At 42.7% G+C, this 14,182-nt stretch carries 13 protein-coding genes and 1 pseudogene; 8 read left to right on the forward strand and 6 right to left on the reverse strand.

Annotated features, from left to right (window positions below; all coding sequences use genetic code 11):
* Nucleotides 1-95 precede the first annotated feature (95 nt).
* A complete protein-coding gene (ssb, locus tag PI95_RS03875) occupies nt 96-509 on the forward strand; it encodes a single-stranded DNA-binding protein (RefSeq protein WP_236116917.1) in 414 nt (137 codons plus the stop codon).
* Between the two features lie 70 nt (nt 510-579).
* On the forward strand, nt 580-1,002 hold the full coding sequence (locus tag PI95_RS03880; RefSeq protein WP_039744580.1) for a hypothetical protein: 423 nt from the start codon (nt 580-582) through the stop codon (nt 1,000-1,002).
* A 166-nt stretch (nt 1,003-1,168) separates the two neighbouring features.
* Here PI95_RS03880 and PI95_RS03885 read toward each other — a convergent pair whose 3' ends face one another.
* Both PI95_RS03885 and PI95_RS03890 read right to left on the reverse strand, forming a co-directional pair.
* Entirely contained in the window at nt 1,169-2,332 is a 1,164-nt protein-coding gene (locus PI95_RS03885) for a ParB/RepB/Spo0J family partition protein (protein ID WP_039744582.1), read from the reverse strand.
* Nucleotides 2,332-3,195 (reverse strand): ParA family protein, encoded by an 864-nt coding sequence (locus PI95_RS03890; protein ID WP_039744585.1) that lies wholly within the window; start codon nt 3,193-3,195, stop codon nt 2,332-2,334. Before PI95_RS03890 ends, PI95_RS03885 begins: the two co-directional genes overlap by 1 nt.
* 670 nt (nt 3,196-3,865) lie before the next feature.
* On the opposite strand from PI95_RS03890, the gene PI95_RS03895 reads away from it, so the two are divergent.
* Nucleotides 3,866-4,108, forward strand: coding sequence for a hypothetical protein (locus PI95_RS03895; RefSeq protein WP_163518589.1), 243 nt, complete (start codon nt 3,866-3,868; stop codon nt 4,106-4,108).
* Between the two features lie 2 nt (nt 4,109-4,110).
* Here the strand turns inward: PI95_RS03895 and PI95_RS03900 are convergent, their stop codons facing one another.
* Complete coding sequence (locus PI95_RS03900; protein WP_039744589.1) at nt 4,111-4,503, reverse strand: hypothetical protein; 393 nt, start codon at nt 4,501-4,503, stop codon at nt 4,111-4,113.
* A gap of 559 nt (nt 4,504-5,062) precedes the next feature.
* Nucleotides 5,063-5,182 (reverse strand): annotated as a pseudogene (locus PI95_RS35540) (glycosyltransferase family 4 protein); the annotation flags it as partial.
* 286 nt (nt 5,183-5,468) lie between these two features.
* On the opposite strand from PI95_RS35540, the gene PI95_RS03910 reads away from it, so the two are divergent.
* From PI95_RS03910 to PI95_RS03920, 3 genes are all read left to right on the forward strand, one after another.
* A complete protein-coding gene (locus PI95_RS03910; RefSeq protein ID WP_039744591.1) occupies nt 5,469-6,422 on the forward strand; it encodes a ParM/StbA family protein in 954 nt (317 codons plus the stop codon).
* 28 nt (nt 6,423-6,450) lie between these two features.
* Nucleotides 6,451-6,753 (forward strand): hypothetical protein, encoded by a 303-nt coding sequence (locus PI95_RS03915; RefSeq protein WP_039744593.1) that lies wholly within the window; start codon nt 6,451-6,453, stop codon nt 6,751-6,753.
* Nucleotides 6,754-7,872: 1,119 nt separating this feature from the next.
* Nucleotides 7,873-8,403 (forward strand): hypothetical protein, encoded by a 531-nt coding sequence (locus tag PI95_RS03920; RefSeq protein ID WP_039744595.1) that lies wholly within the window; start codon nt 7,873-7,875, stop codon nt 8,401-8,403.
* A gap of 42 nt (nt 8,404-8,445) precedes the next feature.
* Here the strand turns inward: PI95_RS03920 and PI95_RS03925 are convergent, their stop codons facing one another.
* On the reverse strand, nt 8,446-9,690 hold the full coding sequence (locus PI95_RS03925; RefSeq protein ID WP_039744597.1) for a ParM/StbA family protein: 1,245 nt from the start codon (nt 9,688-9,690) through the stop codon (nt 8,446-8,448).
* A 132-nt stretch (nt 9,691-9,822) separates the two neighbouring features.
* Between PI95_RS03925 and PI95_RS03930 the strand changes: the two genes are divergently transcribed.
* Both PI95_RS03930 and PI95_RS03935 read left to right on the forward strand, forming a co-directional pair.
* Entirely contained in the window at nt 9,823-10,110 is a 288-nt protein-coding gene (locus PI95_RS03930) for a hypothetical protein (RefSeq protein WP_039744600.1), read from the forward strand.
* Nucleotides 10,111-10,551: 441 nt separating this feature from the next.
* Nucleotides 10,552-12,489 (forward strand): DEAD/DEAH box helicase, encoded by a 1,938-nt coding sequence (locus PI95_RS03935; RefSeq protein WP_039744602.1) that lies wholly within the window; start codon nt 10,552-10,554, stop codon nt 12,487-12,489.
* Between the two features lie 133 nt (nt 12,490-12,622).
* Here the strand turns inward: PI95_RS03935 and PI95_RS03940 are convergent, their stop codons facing one another.
* On the reverse strand, nt 12,623-13,165 hold the full coding sequence (locus PI95_RS03940; RefSeq protein ID WP_039744604.1) for a hypothetical protein: 543 nt from the start codon (nt 13,163-13,165) through the stop codon (nt 12,623-12,625).
* Nucleotides 13,166-14,182 lie beyond the last annotated feature (1,017 nt).

Consider the following 14,182-nt stretch of genomic DNA (forward strand, 5'->3'; position numbering starts at 1 on the left):
GAGTCCGCATCTGCACACCAAACTCCCCTACAGATGTGGCTTACGTCAAAGTAAAAATTACACATAATCAGTTAATAACCACAGAAGGAAGACTCATGCTTACGCAAATAAGAGCGGAAACATTAACAAGTACTCCTATGAGCAACTTCCTCAACATGGTCATGCTAGTTGGCAGATGCGGACAAGATCCCGAACTGAAGTATTTCGAGTCGGGCGCGGTAAAAGCAAGCATCAGCCTCGCTGTCAGACCTCCCTACAGAAGCGAACAAGCCCTCTGGTTCGATTTAGTCGCATGGGGTAATCAAGCAGAAATTATTGGAAATTACGTTCGCAAAGGAACTCAAATTGCGATTACAGGCGAGTTTGGGTTCGACCGCTGGGCTGATAGAAACTCCGGCGTCACAAGACAACGACCGGTAATTACAGTCAATGCCATTGAACTACTGGGAGGACGCAAAGAAGAACAACCCAGCAACACCGAAACAGCGATTGCTAACGCCAATTTTTAACAAAAGCAACCCCCAGGCGAATGTGGTCGCCTGGGGCAACAAACATCATTTATCTACATAGGTCAAAATTATGATTAACAGCATTTGCACCACAACCATCAAAACAATCAACCAAACTCACGACTCCTCTGGAAGTTTAATAGTGTTTGGAGTCATGGAATTCCACTATCGGTCTAAAGAAGGACCTACAGCAGACGAAATCCCTTATCGCAGTAAAGGTGCACCTGCTGTTATCATCAACGAACTTGGAGAAGCCACTCTGGGAACGGCAATAGGATTTATAGATTTACAAACAGACGACAGAGGAACATACAAGGAAAAAATTGCCACATTCGTCATAAGACAATTTGCACCTTCTTCAGCTAATCCATCCGAAAGGTTCAACCCTAAGGTTCAAAAGCCTGAAACTCCTGATTTCGCCAAGGAGTTAGTAGAAGTAGATGACAGTGTAGCAGACGAAAACAAAGACCAAGCTGATGAGATCCCGTTCTAGCAAAAGAACCTTTTGTTAGTGTTCAATTTGAAAATAGTAGTTAGCTGAAAATCAGAAAATAATGCCAGTATGGACGCACACGTTCATACTGGCATTATTTTTTTAAGCAGCAAAAGTTTTCCTGACAATACCTGTTGATGTCAACTCTTCTTACTCGACTGCATATCTAAATCAGGGTTTCAACCTCCTGTAGCTTTTCTTGAAGGGCTTGGCGCAGTTCGGCAAGTCGGGTTCGCCCCAATTCTTTGGGATCAATCGATTGGACGGTTTTGATGGTTTTGTCCATCTGTTTGTCCTGCTTGGTTTTGGAATCTGGGGCATTGTACACCAAAAGCTTTTGCTTGACTAGTGTTCTAGTCTGCGAGAGTGATAGTTTCTCTTGAACAACTTGCTGAGTTACCTGAGTGCGGATTGCCACAGCTTCATTTTCATCAACATTCAGTGCGAGAGAGGAGAGTTTGTTGAGTTCTCTCGCTTTGCTGCTTTCCAGTCCAACAGAGCGAATGACACATTTGAGATCTTCTGCCAGTTTGAGTAGGGGAAAGATATTGTTGTTGATGGATACTGGATTTAGTTGTAGCCCCAGCAAAACTGAGACAATATCTTGTTCCTCCTCGTCTTTGAAGTCAGCCGTTTCTAGCCACTGCTCTTGAGTTGTCAGGTCGGCATCCTTAATCAGTGCAAGCTCCTCAAGGGTCTTGCTACGAATTAGTCGGTTAATGAAAGCATTAAGAAGCTTTGGAATCTCGTTTTCTCGGTCTTTGAAGTTGGGGTATTTATGAATGGTTAATCGAATCAGAGCAGTTGCTAAGTCAAGGTCATGAAGTTTTTCGGAGTGAATACTGGTTACTAGTTGACCTTCAAACACTGCTGCTTCGTCCTGAGCATCTTCTTTAAGCAGAAACACAGCTTTTAGGGTTGTCATTCCAGCTAATGGAGCTGATCGCCACCTAAGTTCTCCGTCAAATAGTTTGTACCGTCCATCAAGTTGTGGAATTAGCACAATTGGGTTTTTTTGCCCCTGCCGACGTAGACTCTCCACTCGTTCTTGAATTATTAATTCTGGGAAAGTTTGTCTAGGTTGAGTAGGGTCGGGATCGATGAGGTCGATCGCAATGTCGTGTATTCCGCCTTGGTTAGCTAGTTGATTGGTGAGTGACTCAATTTGTTGCTCTAATGCAGTTTTTTCTTCAGAACTGAATGCATTTGCTCGCAGTTGTGTAATTTCTGCTTCGAGTTCCTCTACCTGACTTTTAAGTTGGTGGATTTGCTGTGTTTGCCCTGCTTGCCCGAATAATTGAGTCATATCCACGGGTTTTTTGCTTGCCATTAAAATTCCTCCGTCATTAACTTGATTAGGCGCTCCACTATTGGGTTAAAGTCTTCACTGGCATCACATCCAGGTCGGTACAAGTGTAGAGGTAGTCCTGCACCACTAGCTTTGAGGTGGTAATTAGATTCTCTAATGTAAGGGAAGCAATGAATACCCATCTGTTGAATCAGGAAGGGGAGAGTTTTGGCTGGGTCAATGTCAGTTCTTGGTTTCCCTTTTTTGTCTAACCCCAGAATATCCCGGTGTGCCCCTACGTCGTACAAATCCACCCGCGTAGGTACAAACCCCAGAATTTCGGGTTTGGGTTTGAGTCTTAAGTCATCCACTTTGCTGTAGAACCAATCCAAAAAGCCCGCGAAAGCTCCCGTATCTTTGTATTCTGGTTTGATGGGAACCAGTACATGCGTGCTTGCTGCTAGTGCCATTAACCCCATTGGCTCTAAAGAGGCAGGAGTATCAAAAATAATCAAGTCGCTCTTTAAGGGGAAGTCTTCCAATTTATCTTTGAAAGTGTAGTGACGGCGACTGTAGTTGTATATTTCTCCGATGCTTTCTTCTAAAAATTTACCACCTTGTATAGCCGTTACTGTGGAAAGATGTTCAGACCAAAGTGGAACAAGGGGATAATCCCCTTTAAATGTTTTTTTAAGGACAGTAGCAAGAGATTGCTCCATAGACGCAGGTGCAAGTCTTGCAAAAATGCACAATGACCCATTTTGATCGAGTTCTATCAGGGTGACTTTATACCCTTTGGCACCAACAGCATACGCTAAATGAGTTGCCATTGTGGTTTTACCCGATCCGCCCGCATTGCTGGCGATTGTTAATCGAACCTGGGTTCGAGCAGGTTTCTTTTTCATAGAAATACCTTCTAAGAGGGAAGCAATTATTAAAATGCTCAACAGTATTCAGTTATCGAAATGGCTCCTGGAGTATTCGTTGTGTCGCTAACTGCCTTTTGGGTAGAAGGCAACATCTGGGCATTTTTCAGGTCGATGCCTAAGACTCATGGACTTATTGGCTATAGCCAATGGCTATGGTAAGGAGTGAGTGAACCTGAGTGGAAAATTGTTAGATCATAAATTTTTCTGACCAACTTAAAAACCCCACTTCTCGTAATGAATTGGAGTTTCATAACTGTTTTTTAAGCAAAAGTCAACTTCGGCAAAATGTTCCACTTATTGGTCAGATTTTTTAGTTAATTTTCTGGTTTTAGGAGACTTTGCCACTCTCCCCGGTCAATCGGAACCTATAACCCAAAGTTGAGGTTGCTCCATTTTGAGCAAGGTTTAGCCCAAAATGCTGTGTTTTACTACTAATAGTAGTAAAACTAACGTTAGTTTCATGAACTCAAGCAAAACTAACGTTAGTTTATTCTACACTGATTGGTTGTCTACCACTTGTATTAACCGAAAAAAGTTATGAGTAATTCTTAGGGGTTAATTGTGTTGAATTGATTTCAGAAGGCAGAAGTACGTTCGCGCAGCGACGACCTTCGCGACGTTCGCGCAGGAGAAGGAGAAGGCAGCTATGAGTCACGGCAATTGGATGGGGATTCAGACCCCACCCAATCTCACTGTGCAACAAATCAAAGATATTGGCTACTTAATCTTAAACGCGGTTTGGGCTTTAGCATTAGGGCATACCTTGAAACTTTTTCTTCCCTTCTGCCTTACTTGCGTGCCACAGCCGCCCGAAGGGCTGATAAAAAAATATTCTTACGGAATAATTACACTGTTACTTGCTCAACTAGAAGAACTAGTAAGAGAATAGAACTACTGTTTTCCTACTTCTGTTTTAGTCCAGCAGCATTCAAGGAAGTAAGCTTTGTATTCCAGGGAAGCATTAAAGAGGCGAACATCCGAAACAACACGAACCATCCCATAAGGACGTAAATCATCTGAAGTATAATAGAGCCGAGATAAAGTATGCCCAAGCTGAGATAAGATATCTTCGCAATTTTTTAAATAGCCAATGTGTTCTGGTAAGGCATAGACAAAGTAGCCTACACAAATTCCCAGATCCCAAATTGCTCCTGTACCATAGGTAGGACAAGGAAATAAAGCAACATCGACAAATGACCTTTCAAGCATTCCCCGAATCATACCGGAAGTGGCATGTTTAAACGCTCGTGGAGTGGCTATCTCATCGTATTGATTTTCGTACATTCTCGCTTACCGCAAATTTTTAATCTAATGGTTTAAAAATTAGTTAAATAAAAGTAGTTAGCCCTTGTTCTATTACCAGGAACGCACAGTTACACTTGTAAAACAAATTTCCTACTCGGAAAAATTTATTAAGCACAAGTGTAGATGCGTCCATAGCCTTAAAACAATCTTGAGAGATGCACTTATCATATCCAGTTCGGTAATATTACGCATCTAATTGGAATTAGATAAAGAAGTAAACAATTTTCCCAATCTGTTGTTGCGGAATTTTTCAAGTTGTTGAACGCCAGTTCTGCAACGTCTCATAAAGCATTCTTTTCCAAAGCATTTTCATTTATAACACCAGCATTTTGTCAATATTTATAGCAAATGCACAGTCAGCTTAATGATTTTTAGGTAGGTGCATACAAGAGTGCGATTGCCCTTTGGGCACTGCGCTCTGCGCAATCGCGTAACGCACCCTACGTCTCAAGCCTCAACAACTACCCGATTTTCCGAGAGTTGTACGTGTTACAACTCCTATCGATGGAGCATTGTAGCCTCTTTGTCATCCCGCAATCTCACCATCAATATGTGGGGCAACCTCTTGTTCAAAGAACTCAGAGTCTATTGCTTTAATTTTTCCTGCCATTTTTAGATGCCAACCAGCTTTTTTTGCAATGGCGATCGCATGCTGCGGTTCAAAAGTTGAGTCGCCGCAACTAAATTTATTGTGTCAGATGATAAGCACCAATGCAGTTCTTCTGCTTTTCTTTTAACCTGAAGGTTATCAAAATCTACCACCAAAGTTATGTTAATTTATGAGAACAACCGTAGATTGAGTTGTTCAATAGCATATGGGGTATGAGTGGGGGCTATGCGTACCCTAATCGCAATTTTGGAAAATTAACCCCTATACCGGGTATATATAGGTTATTCTTAGGGTATATTTAATATCTAAAGTTATTATACCCCATTTGACCCCTATGAAGAACATTCACGCGAATCAAAAAATTTTTTGTGCAGGTTTTGATAATGGCTATGGAAGCGTCAAACTGTTGGTCGATGGTTTTGATGTGGTGAGAATTCCCAGTTACATCTCACGAGAAGACATGGAGGATGTACCCGGTCGGGTGGTTTATAACGGCAACGCCTACACTATTGGTGAGTCGGCTTTCCGCACTGGATACTACTTTGAACGGAATACGGACAACAACATTAACAAAGTAAATAACGCCCTTATCACTTTATTGGGTGCGTTAGCTCACTTGCCATATCGTAAGGCTTGGCACTTAAAGCTCGTTGTTAGCTTGCATGACGTGGCTCTAACTGATGACTTGCTGAAAGTGCTTAATGGTGAATATCAACCTTTATTGGCTGGCAAGCTATCTGATATCAAAGTAGAAGTTCTCAAAGTCGTACCTGAAGGTATGGGTGCTCTGGTGGGGAGAAAACTCCCCAAAAAGTTAACTGTTGTAGATTTTGGGAATGGGACAACACTTTATTCTCGTTACAACCAAGGTAAAAGAGAAGTCCATACCCCCTACGCTGCAGGAGTGGAAGTTCTCATTGGTGAGATTGCCAAGAAGATGAAACCTCTCAACGGTGGTAAGCTTGGGGACTTATCGAAAATTCGCTTTTGTTTAGAAATGGGACACACCAAATACAGCCGCGATATTGATATCAAAGATGTTTACAGTGTTTGCTTAAAGGAATGGTATGAAAGCTATTTGAAAAAACCAGTCAATCTCGCTCTTGATGCCAAACACCAAGGGGATGACATTTGGGCGATCGGTGGCGGTTGCTTGCTTCCTGGTTTTAAAAAACTGCTCGTGCAGAACGGGTTTGAAATTCTAGACAACCCAGTAGAGGCTAATTCTTGTGGACTATTGCAAATGGCTAAAACCATTGTCAACTCTTCTTCTACCAACGAAGCTTAGCAATTACGAATTACGAATTATATTTATTATGGTTTCTCAGCAAGATAAAACTCCAGAAAAAGTCCGAATCAAAGACAGCTATCGCGATCGCATCAAAGCAGAATCGCAACGATTGGGTAAAAGTTACCTTGAGACGCTATACTTTATTGTTGATTGCTACTTTGCGTTTAAGCAGGGCGTGTTACCAATACAGTCTGCGGTAGTTAACACCCATACAACCCCCATAGAACAAAATCAGCCTACTGTAGATGAGTCAACTCATACCCCAGTTGACCCCCAAGTTGAATCCGTTGATGGTGAGGAAACTTTTACGCTTGATTGGGAATTGTGAATGACTATAGATTACCAAACTACTGAGCGCTGCACCGACTGTGACAAGTTCCGGCTCCGTGGTAGCAAGAATTGCGGCGTTGCAGAGAGTGCGGGATGATTTAAACTGGCACAGGTACAACTCCATCTTGAAGGTAATGTAGTAGCAATTTTATAAATAACCACAGCATTTCCTCAGTATTATGATTTACCCCCGTAACCCTTTCTATGGCATCGCGACCTATTCGGAGCAACCTATATTCATACTCGCTCCCCCCAAACCGGGGAAAGAAGCGACCTATTCGAGCAGCGTATTTCTGAACTGATTCTGCGATCAGCAACCTTTAGAGGCTATCTCGGAACGACCAAGGGTTGAACCTGATAATCTGGGTAACAGGCGCTATGTGTTTCGGTTTGCCGATCAAGAATCTCTAGAAAGATGGTTCAACTCGCCTGAGCGTCGCGATTGTCTCGCCCAACTCGATCCGCTTACTGATAGCATACCATCTTATGAGCCAGTGTAGGTCGAACAAGCATTGTGGACTGTTGTGCGTGTCCCTAAAGCCAATCCACATAAGCAGACGTTGATTAGCTGGTTGGCAACTGTTGTCTTTGCATTTACGATTGGAGGCATTGTCAGTGCAATGGGAGCAGGGTCGCGAGTTGGGGATAGTACAACGGCGGCGCGTTGTTGTCATCAAGAGCTACTGGGTCATGCCATTTTTGGCAAGAAAGCTATCACGTTGGCTCAATCGGTAACATGGTTCACATGCGTAGCACGACTACTGGAGCAAGCGAACACGGTCTAACAGTACCTAAGAAGCGCAAAACTCTGGTTGAGACGGTACTTTAAGGGCATCGGTTGTGTGAGAGCGTTAAGTCACTACAAGGTCATCTATAGGACAGTTATTTGAAATTTTTTGTCTAACTGCCAGACATCTGAGCAAGTATAGCCGTCGTCACATAGGTTAGGACATTATTGATTGCTTGTGATTTCATTCTGGAACATCTTCAACAAAAGGTGGGCTTGAATCCACATGCTCAACTTTCTGTCAATGCGTAAGTTCTAACGCTATCTAGTATCACCTCCAAACCCACTTGCTACGCACTATTTAACGATTAAATATAGGGAAATAGGAACATGAATTGCTCTACATGTAGTTTCTTTACAGTCAACCAAAATTTAAGTTGTACAGTTAACCCCACGCACTGTAAAGGAGGATGGACTCAGGCGTGCAAGGAATACGAACACGATTTTAGTAAAGAAATTCGTTGCGGAAATTGTGCTGCTTTTTCAATACAGTATTGTAGCCTTTTGCATCTATCAGTTGATGCAAGTGAAAAAGGATGCATAAATTTCTTATCCAATAATGAAGTTGAGGAAGAATTAGCCCGTTGGGAGCAGTACCAACCACAAGTTATAGCTTCTTTTGAAGAAAGGGAGCTAATCTTTAAACTCATTAAAGAACTATTTTGGCAACAAGATAAACGCAACATAATGTTATATACATGCACTCTTAGTATGGAAGAATTGTACTATTGGGTAAGTAACTATATTGACAAAGGTATCCTTGCGCATGAAGAAGATGGGCAAGTAAAAACCATCACATGGAAACAAAATGAAATCAATGAATACGACCTCGTATTCAAAAAGGAATATACCTTCTTCTAACAAATTCGTAACCAGCCTTTCAAGATGGCTGGTTGATTTTTCCTAGACATTATCATCTATAGTCAAAAAACCTTCAGGAGCTTGACGGGGAGTATAATCTGGAACGAATTTCCGAGACTTATGCAGCAATCTAACATTATCAGGCTGCGAAGGTCGAGCTTGTTCCTCCTGAATACGCACATAGCCAGTTATCTTATCAAGCTGAGTAATCATATGTTGGTGCAATGCGTAAACATCCGCCATTCGATTACCCATGCCAGAAGATATCTTATCGGGTATAAAAATATCAGCGTGCCAAGACACTTTAATCCCCTCTTTTTGGAAGTAAGCGTCTATCTCCGGGCGAATGTAATCGGCAGTCCCTCCGCAAAATACTAGTTCTTCAATATCTTCATCCATCTTTGAGCGCAGCCACCTCACAATAGCACGCCAATACTCATTTCTGGCAAGCAATAGTGCCTTCGACATCAGCTCGCCATCAAGTTTAATTTCCTCGCGTTTGCGTTTACGCGAGAGTTTTTGCATCACCAGGGGGTCGCAACTAGCGCCAGCTTCGACCAATACCTCGACAATGTTGGGATTATCAGGGCTTAGTCCCGATGCCTTGGAGACAAAATTATCTACTAACCAGGACATCCCAAAATTACTGGTTGTTCCGGCACCACTTGAGCCACCTCGAACAATGAAAATACTCGCATTGCGATAACCAAGCATCACGTACATCTCAGCCAGCATATTCTCGCCAAACACTCTCTTGCGTTGGAAAAACACACCACTTCCTTCTGAAGCTATGTTGCAATGCAGCGTTTTTACCCGCATCCTACCCGTTGGCGTATCGAAAGAGCGAAATGCATCCTTCAAGCGGGTTTGTAGTTGTTCTTTATCTTGCACTTCCCCAGGCGGCAGCAGGATACTCAAGTAAGCTGCAACATCGTTATCAAGGTTCAACTTCTGCTTTGCCAGCCAAATTGCACCGCACACCTTAGGAACCGCTAGTTCGTACTTAAGCTCTCTTAGCTGCAATATACCCCCAAACCGACGGCGTGCTAACTCTCCCAGCGCGTAGTATTCTCCGCCTATTCCCACCCAAGCACGAGATTCGGGTAGCCCTTCTGCTTCAACAGTCTCAACCGAGGGCTTACTCACGTCTGCCACCTCTGAATCCACGAGCAAGACAAAAGGCTCCCCTTCTGGATACTCTTGAACAATAGCCTTTGTCTTACTGCCACCCATATCGATCGTTAACGCAATTTTCTTTAAGTCTGCTTTCTCTTTAGTTTTTGCCATATCTTTAGTTTTATTAATCTTTCCTATTGTTCCCAATTTAACCGAACCGAAATAAGCACACCGTTATTAAACAGTTTCTTTACAGCAGCTAACGCTGTTTTTACAGGAAACACATATAGAGAGAAAAACCTTATGGCTATGTTCTTCGACGGCGCAACCGACTCCCTCGTAACATCCGTACTCAATTCAATTGAGTGGCGTATCCGCTACAACTTGCTAGAAGGCAGGTGTCCCGACAGTCCAGCATTCCGGCAAGTCATACCCAATGTTGTGGACAGTCGGGGTGTTTGGTTGGAATCTGGTTGCTTCCAAATTGAGTCAGCCCCCATCAGTGGGGAGCAAAAGACCACGATAAGCTGGTATTCCGATGAGGGCGAAATCCGGTTCCGAATCATCGAAATAACGCCGCCACAAGACTAAATCCACAATCTACTTTAAACAAACCCTACTTCAGGTAGAGTTTGTTTTTTATTAAAGAGTGCGATGCCGCGAAGCGGCATGCCCGTAGGGCATCGCCTACGAAGAAAATGGGGAACGAAGTGCTCAAATCCATCAATCTTGAATCCCTACTATCCAAAATAGTTGGGTTAAAACTGGTATGAGTTCATACAACCTGTACAAACCCGTGAAAAAACTGCTTGCCGAAGTCATCAAACTAAAATCACGCACTCAAACCAATAACCCTCCAAGATCATCTAGGCGATCGCTAGTTGATAGGTTATAAATATAAATTATTAGTTACTTGCCTACAGTAATTACCCAGATACGGCAGATTGCCATCAAAGTACTGCTGTAAGTATCATTATAGATACCATTACCCTTAAACATAACTTAATCTTTATGTAAAAAGTTTACACAGTAATGCTATTACCAGTAGAGGCGAAAAAGTTTAGCTTGAGAGACTACCAAATTGATGTACGATCTCAGGTTTATGACTACTACAGATGCGGCATCAAATCAGTACTTGTATATGCCCCTACTGGTGCTGGCAAAACTGCGATTGCGTCCAAGTTTATAGCAGACGCAATATCAAAAGGACGGCGGGTCTTGTTCTGCGTCCATAGGGTACGCTTGGTCAAGCAAACTCAAAAAACCTTATTGAAGCATTTTGGAATCGAGTCGGGCATCATTTGGGCGGACTATCCGATAGATTACGAGAAGCCCGTCCAGATAGCAATGCTGCAAACCCTCCAGCATCGGGAACTACCGCCAGATATTGGTTTGGTAATTGTAGACGAAGCACACACGAGCGCATATTACAAGATTTGTCGCTCAATATTTGATACCTATTCTGGTGGGATCTGGGCACTATCTAAATGCTTTTTTGTTGGGTTGAGTGCTTCCCCTTGGCGTAGTAAGACAACTGAGGGATTTTGCCAATTCTTTGGTGCGATCGCCCGCGCCCCCTATCCCCAACAACTAATCGAATCCGGTTATCTGTGTCGTGCAAGACAATTTGGCTATAACGGACTAATTGACTATAGCAAGCTCGATGTCTCGTCTCTTGGGGACTATACCCTAAAATCAATGCAACGGGTATGCACGCCACAACTTAACGATGAAGTTGTGGAAAAATACTTAGAACTTTGTCCCCAAAGGAAGGCGATCGCATTCTGCGCTAGCGTGAATCAATCGCAGGATTTGGCTGCTAAATTTAGCGCTCTTGGTATCACTTCAGCTTACATAGTTGCAGACACTCCTGAAGAAGAAAGAGTTACGATTTTCGAGAAATTTGCTTCTGGCGAAATTCAAATCATCACTTCTGTTTGCGTACTTTGCGAGGGTTTTGATGAACCCTCCGTTGAAGCGGTAATTTTGGCACGTCCTACTCGAAGCAGGGCGTTACTTGTACAAATGTGCGGTCGAGGGTTACGATTGCACCCTAGTAAGGAAGATTGCTGGTTGGTTGATTTTTGCGAAAATATCAGCCGGATGGGATTTCCCACTAATCGATATCCTACGCCACTGTGTCCAACCTTCAAGCGTTCGGAAGAACTTGACGATTGGTTTAAAGAATGCCCCAATTGTCACGCCATTGTCCCCAAACCAAGTAGAATCTGCCCCAATTGCGGATATGTCTTTCCTCTAAGTGAAAACTCCGACATTGAACCAGAAGAACTGCCTCCTTTTGGCGAAATCTTCTCATTGGGACAAAAAAGACAAGCTAAATACTATCGCAAGTTGATAGTTTGGGCTTTCAAGGAAGAGAAACCCCGGTTGGTTGTAGAAGAAAAATTTACGGAGAAATATAACTACAATGCACCGCCAGAGTGGGCGCAGTATGCTGTTTTCAACAACCAATCCAGGTTAATAAACTACAACCAACAAATATACTTACGCTATCTACTACGACAACCGCAGTCAATTAACGGTAAGGTTACAGCATGGACAGTCGAGATGATGCAACTAGAGTTTGGAGAGCGCGTTGATTGCCAGTTAAAACGATGGTGGGAAATTTTTCAGGAGGATAAACCTTTTAATAGTAAGGAAGAAATGGACGATTGCTACAAATTAAAAGTCGAATACTACCAATATCAAACATTCGCTCACGACTTATTGGCTCTACTTAATTTAGCATATGATGAAGGCTTAAAATATTACCTTGATGTAACACAAAAAGCGAAAGCAAAGATAGAAATACTCTACAGCCTCAAAGATAAACCCAAAGCTCTAGCCGCCGCGTATCTAACTTCAAGCTCGATAGAAAAACAAATTATTGAAAATTCAATTAATACTGAACTAAAAGAGAAAATCGATAGTGCTATCGTTCACCACTGGGATAGTATTCCTGTTGCTTAACCAAGAAAAAAGGCACAGATGCTGTATTTCGGAAGCATCAGGAACGTAAACAAGAAATGTACAACTTCCCGCAATCTGCCGCAACTGGCGTTATTAATCTTTAAAAATATCTTTAGCACATATTTCCTCTTTCCTACACCTGAAATCCCGCATCTCCCTCTATTAACCCCTCGGGTATCACATCAGAATCATCATTAAAAAAATCATCTTCCTCTTCCTCTTGAATATCCCCTACTGGGAGTAATTCTTCTTTTTGTTCCACTACGGATTCTACTAGGGGTGACATAACCGCCGTACCAATCGTAGAATCACCCGCACCTTTCGAGTGACCCGAAATTTGCGCTTTGGAGTATCCCCAAGGGCTATTCTCTCCCAATGTTGGCTGCACCAGCACTACCTGCGATATCCCCTCCATCCCAAAAGCCCGTTTTATCTTGACTATCTGCGCCTCCAGTTGGGTAATTGATTCGCTCAGCGCAAAGTGTAATTCCTCTCCCCGCGCCCCCTCCGAGTACAAGAAAAATGGCAGGTAAAACGCATTAGCTGCCTGCATTACCATCTCGGATGCCCCTTTCTCACTCTCCTTCAAGTGTGTAATCAACCTCCCCTCAGTTGAGGTACGCTTCCTAACTATCGATAATTCCACAAATTCTTCTAATACCTTCTTCCTCGGCATATGCCCCACTCCTCCAATTCCAAATTAATCAAACTAAAAACAAAAATAAAAAGCGCCTTGTCCCAATCCCAAATCCTAAATCCCTTAAATTTTTTTATCGATTGCACGAGTGAGAACACAGTACTTACACAAAGCACCCTTGCCAGATCCAATGCATGAAAGTATCAACTACCCCTACGTAAGGCAGACTCTTAAGCAATCCTTTCCGCATGAAGAAATCCAGTTTTAGCAGGCAGTCTAAACATGGCGATTGCGCGGAGCGCAGTACCCTAAAGGGCGATCGCCGTACTTACTTTTCTACCGTCAACCGTTAGCAGCACTCGCTCGTCACTTTTCTAAATGCGACTTGGAGTAAGATAGTCACGAAGCATAGGAGAATTTATCCTCGCTATCCCTATCAACATAGGAGTGAATATCTTCTAATAGTCGATAGACTAACTCAAGATTATCAGTATAATGGTTGTATTGTGTTTTACTATAGCTGTACGCCCCTGGTTATTCCCTCAGTATTCCCCCCTAATTCCCCTAGTAGTCCCTACTCACTAAGGGAATAATTATCTAATTGCCAGTTCAATTTATATATCACTTTATCTTTTAATTCAAATCAAGGCTCAACCAAATTGCTACAATCCTGGTATATTCCCTTCTTACTCCCGGTATACTCCCCTACTCAAAACGAGCAAAGCGAGAGTGACATCCAGACCCTAAAAAACCCCACAGCCCTCTCTGTGTCTAGCCCGCAGTTATGAACAAACCTCCGCTGCACATTGACTGCAATCGCTTAACTGACCTCTTTGAACAAGGTATGGAGAGTAGGGTCAGTAGTATCTTCATTCCATTGTCAATAACTATAATTAATTGATAATAATTTTCCTACTGTGCGTCTCGTTAAATAATACAATTTACGACAATTGTCATATAGAGCGCGATCGCCCACTAAAATTCGCATTCACGCAAAGGATAATTTTGAGTTTTGCGTTGTTTTAACCCGCCCGGTCGGTTATTATTCTCCAACCA

Origin of the sequence: Hassallia byssoidea VB512170, assembly GCF_000817785.2 — a bacterium.
Lineage (GTDB): Bacteria > Cyanobacteriota > Cyanobacteriia > Cyanobacteriales > Nostocaceae > Hassallia > Hassallia carrinoi.

Bases quoted from the DNA above. Each gene is read 5' to 3' on its own strand.
- ssb (WP_236116917.1), top strand. From the start codon at position 96: ATGCTTACGCAAATAAGAGCGGAAACATTAACAAGTACTCCTATGAGC.
- PI95_RS03880 (WP_039744580.1), top strand. From the start codon at position 580: ATGATTAACAGCATTTGCACCACAACCATCAAAACAATCAACCAAACT.
- PI95_RS03885 (WP_039744582.1), bottom strand. From the start codon at position 2,332: ATGGCAAGCAAAAAACCCGTGGATATGACTCAATTATTCGGGCAAGCA.
- PI95_RS03890 (WP_039744585.1), bottom strand. From the start codon at position 3,195: ATGAAAAAGAAACCTGCTCGAACCCAGGTTCGATTAACAATCGCCAGC.
- PI95_RS03895 (WP_163518589.1), top strand. From the start codon at position 3,866: ATGAGTCACGGCAATTGGATGGGGATTCAGACCCCACCCAATCTCACT.
- PI95_RS03900 (WP_039744589.1), bottom strand. From the start codon at position 4,503: ATGTACGAAAATCAATACGATGAGATAGCCACTCCACGAGCGTTTAAA.
- PI95_RS03910 (WP_039744591.1), top strand. From the start codon at position 5,469: ATGAAGAACATTCACGCGAATCAAAAAATTTTTTGTGCAGGTTTTGAT.
- PI95_RS03915 (WP_039744593.1), top strand. From the start codon at position 6,451: ATGGTTTCTCAGCAAGATAAAACTCCAGAAAAAGTCCGAATCAAAGAC.
- PI95_RS03920 (WP_039744595.1), top strand. From the start codon at position 7,873: ATGAATTGCTCTACATGTAGTTTCTTTACAGTCAACCAAAATTTAAGT.
- PI95_RS03925 (WP_039744597.1), bottom strand. From the start codon at position 9,690: ATGGCAAAAACTAAAGAGAAAGCAGACTTAAAGAAAATTGCGTTAACG.
- PI95_RS03930 (WP_039744600.1), top strand. From the start codon at position 9,823: ATGGCTATGTTCTTCGACGGCGCAACCGACTCCCTCGTAACATCCGTA.
- PI95_RS03935 (WP_039744602.1), top strand. From the start codon at position 10,552: ATGCTATTACCAGTAGAGGCGAAAAAGTTTAGCTTGAGAGACTACCAA.
- PI95_RS03940 (WP_039744604.1), bottom strand. From the start codon at position 13,165: ATGCCGAGGAAGAAGGTATTAGAAGAATTTGTGGAATTATCGATAGTT.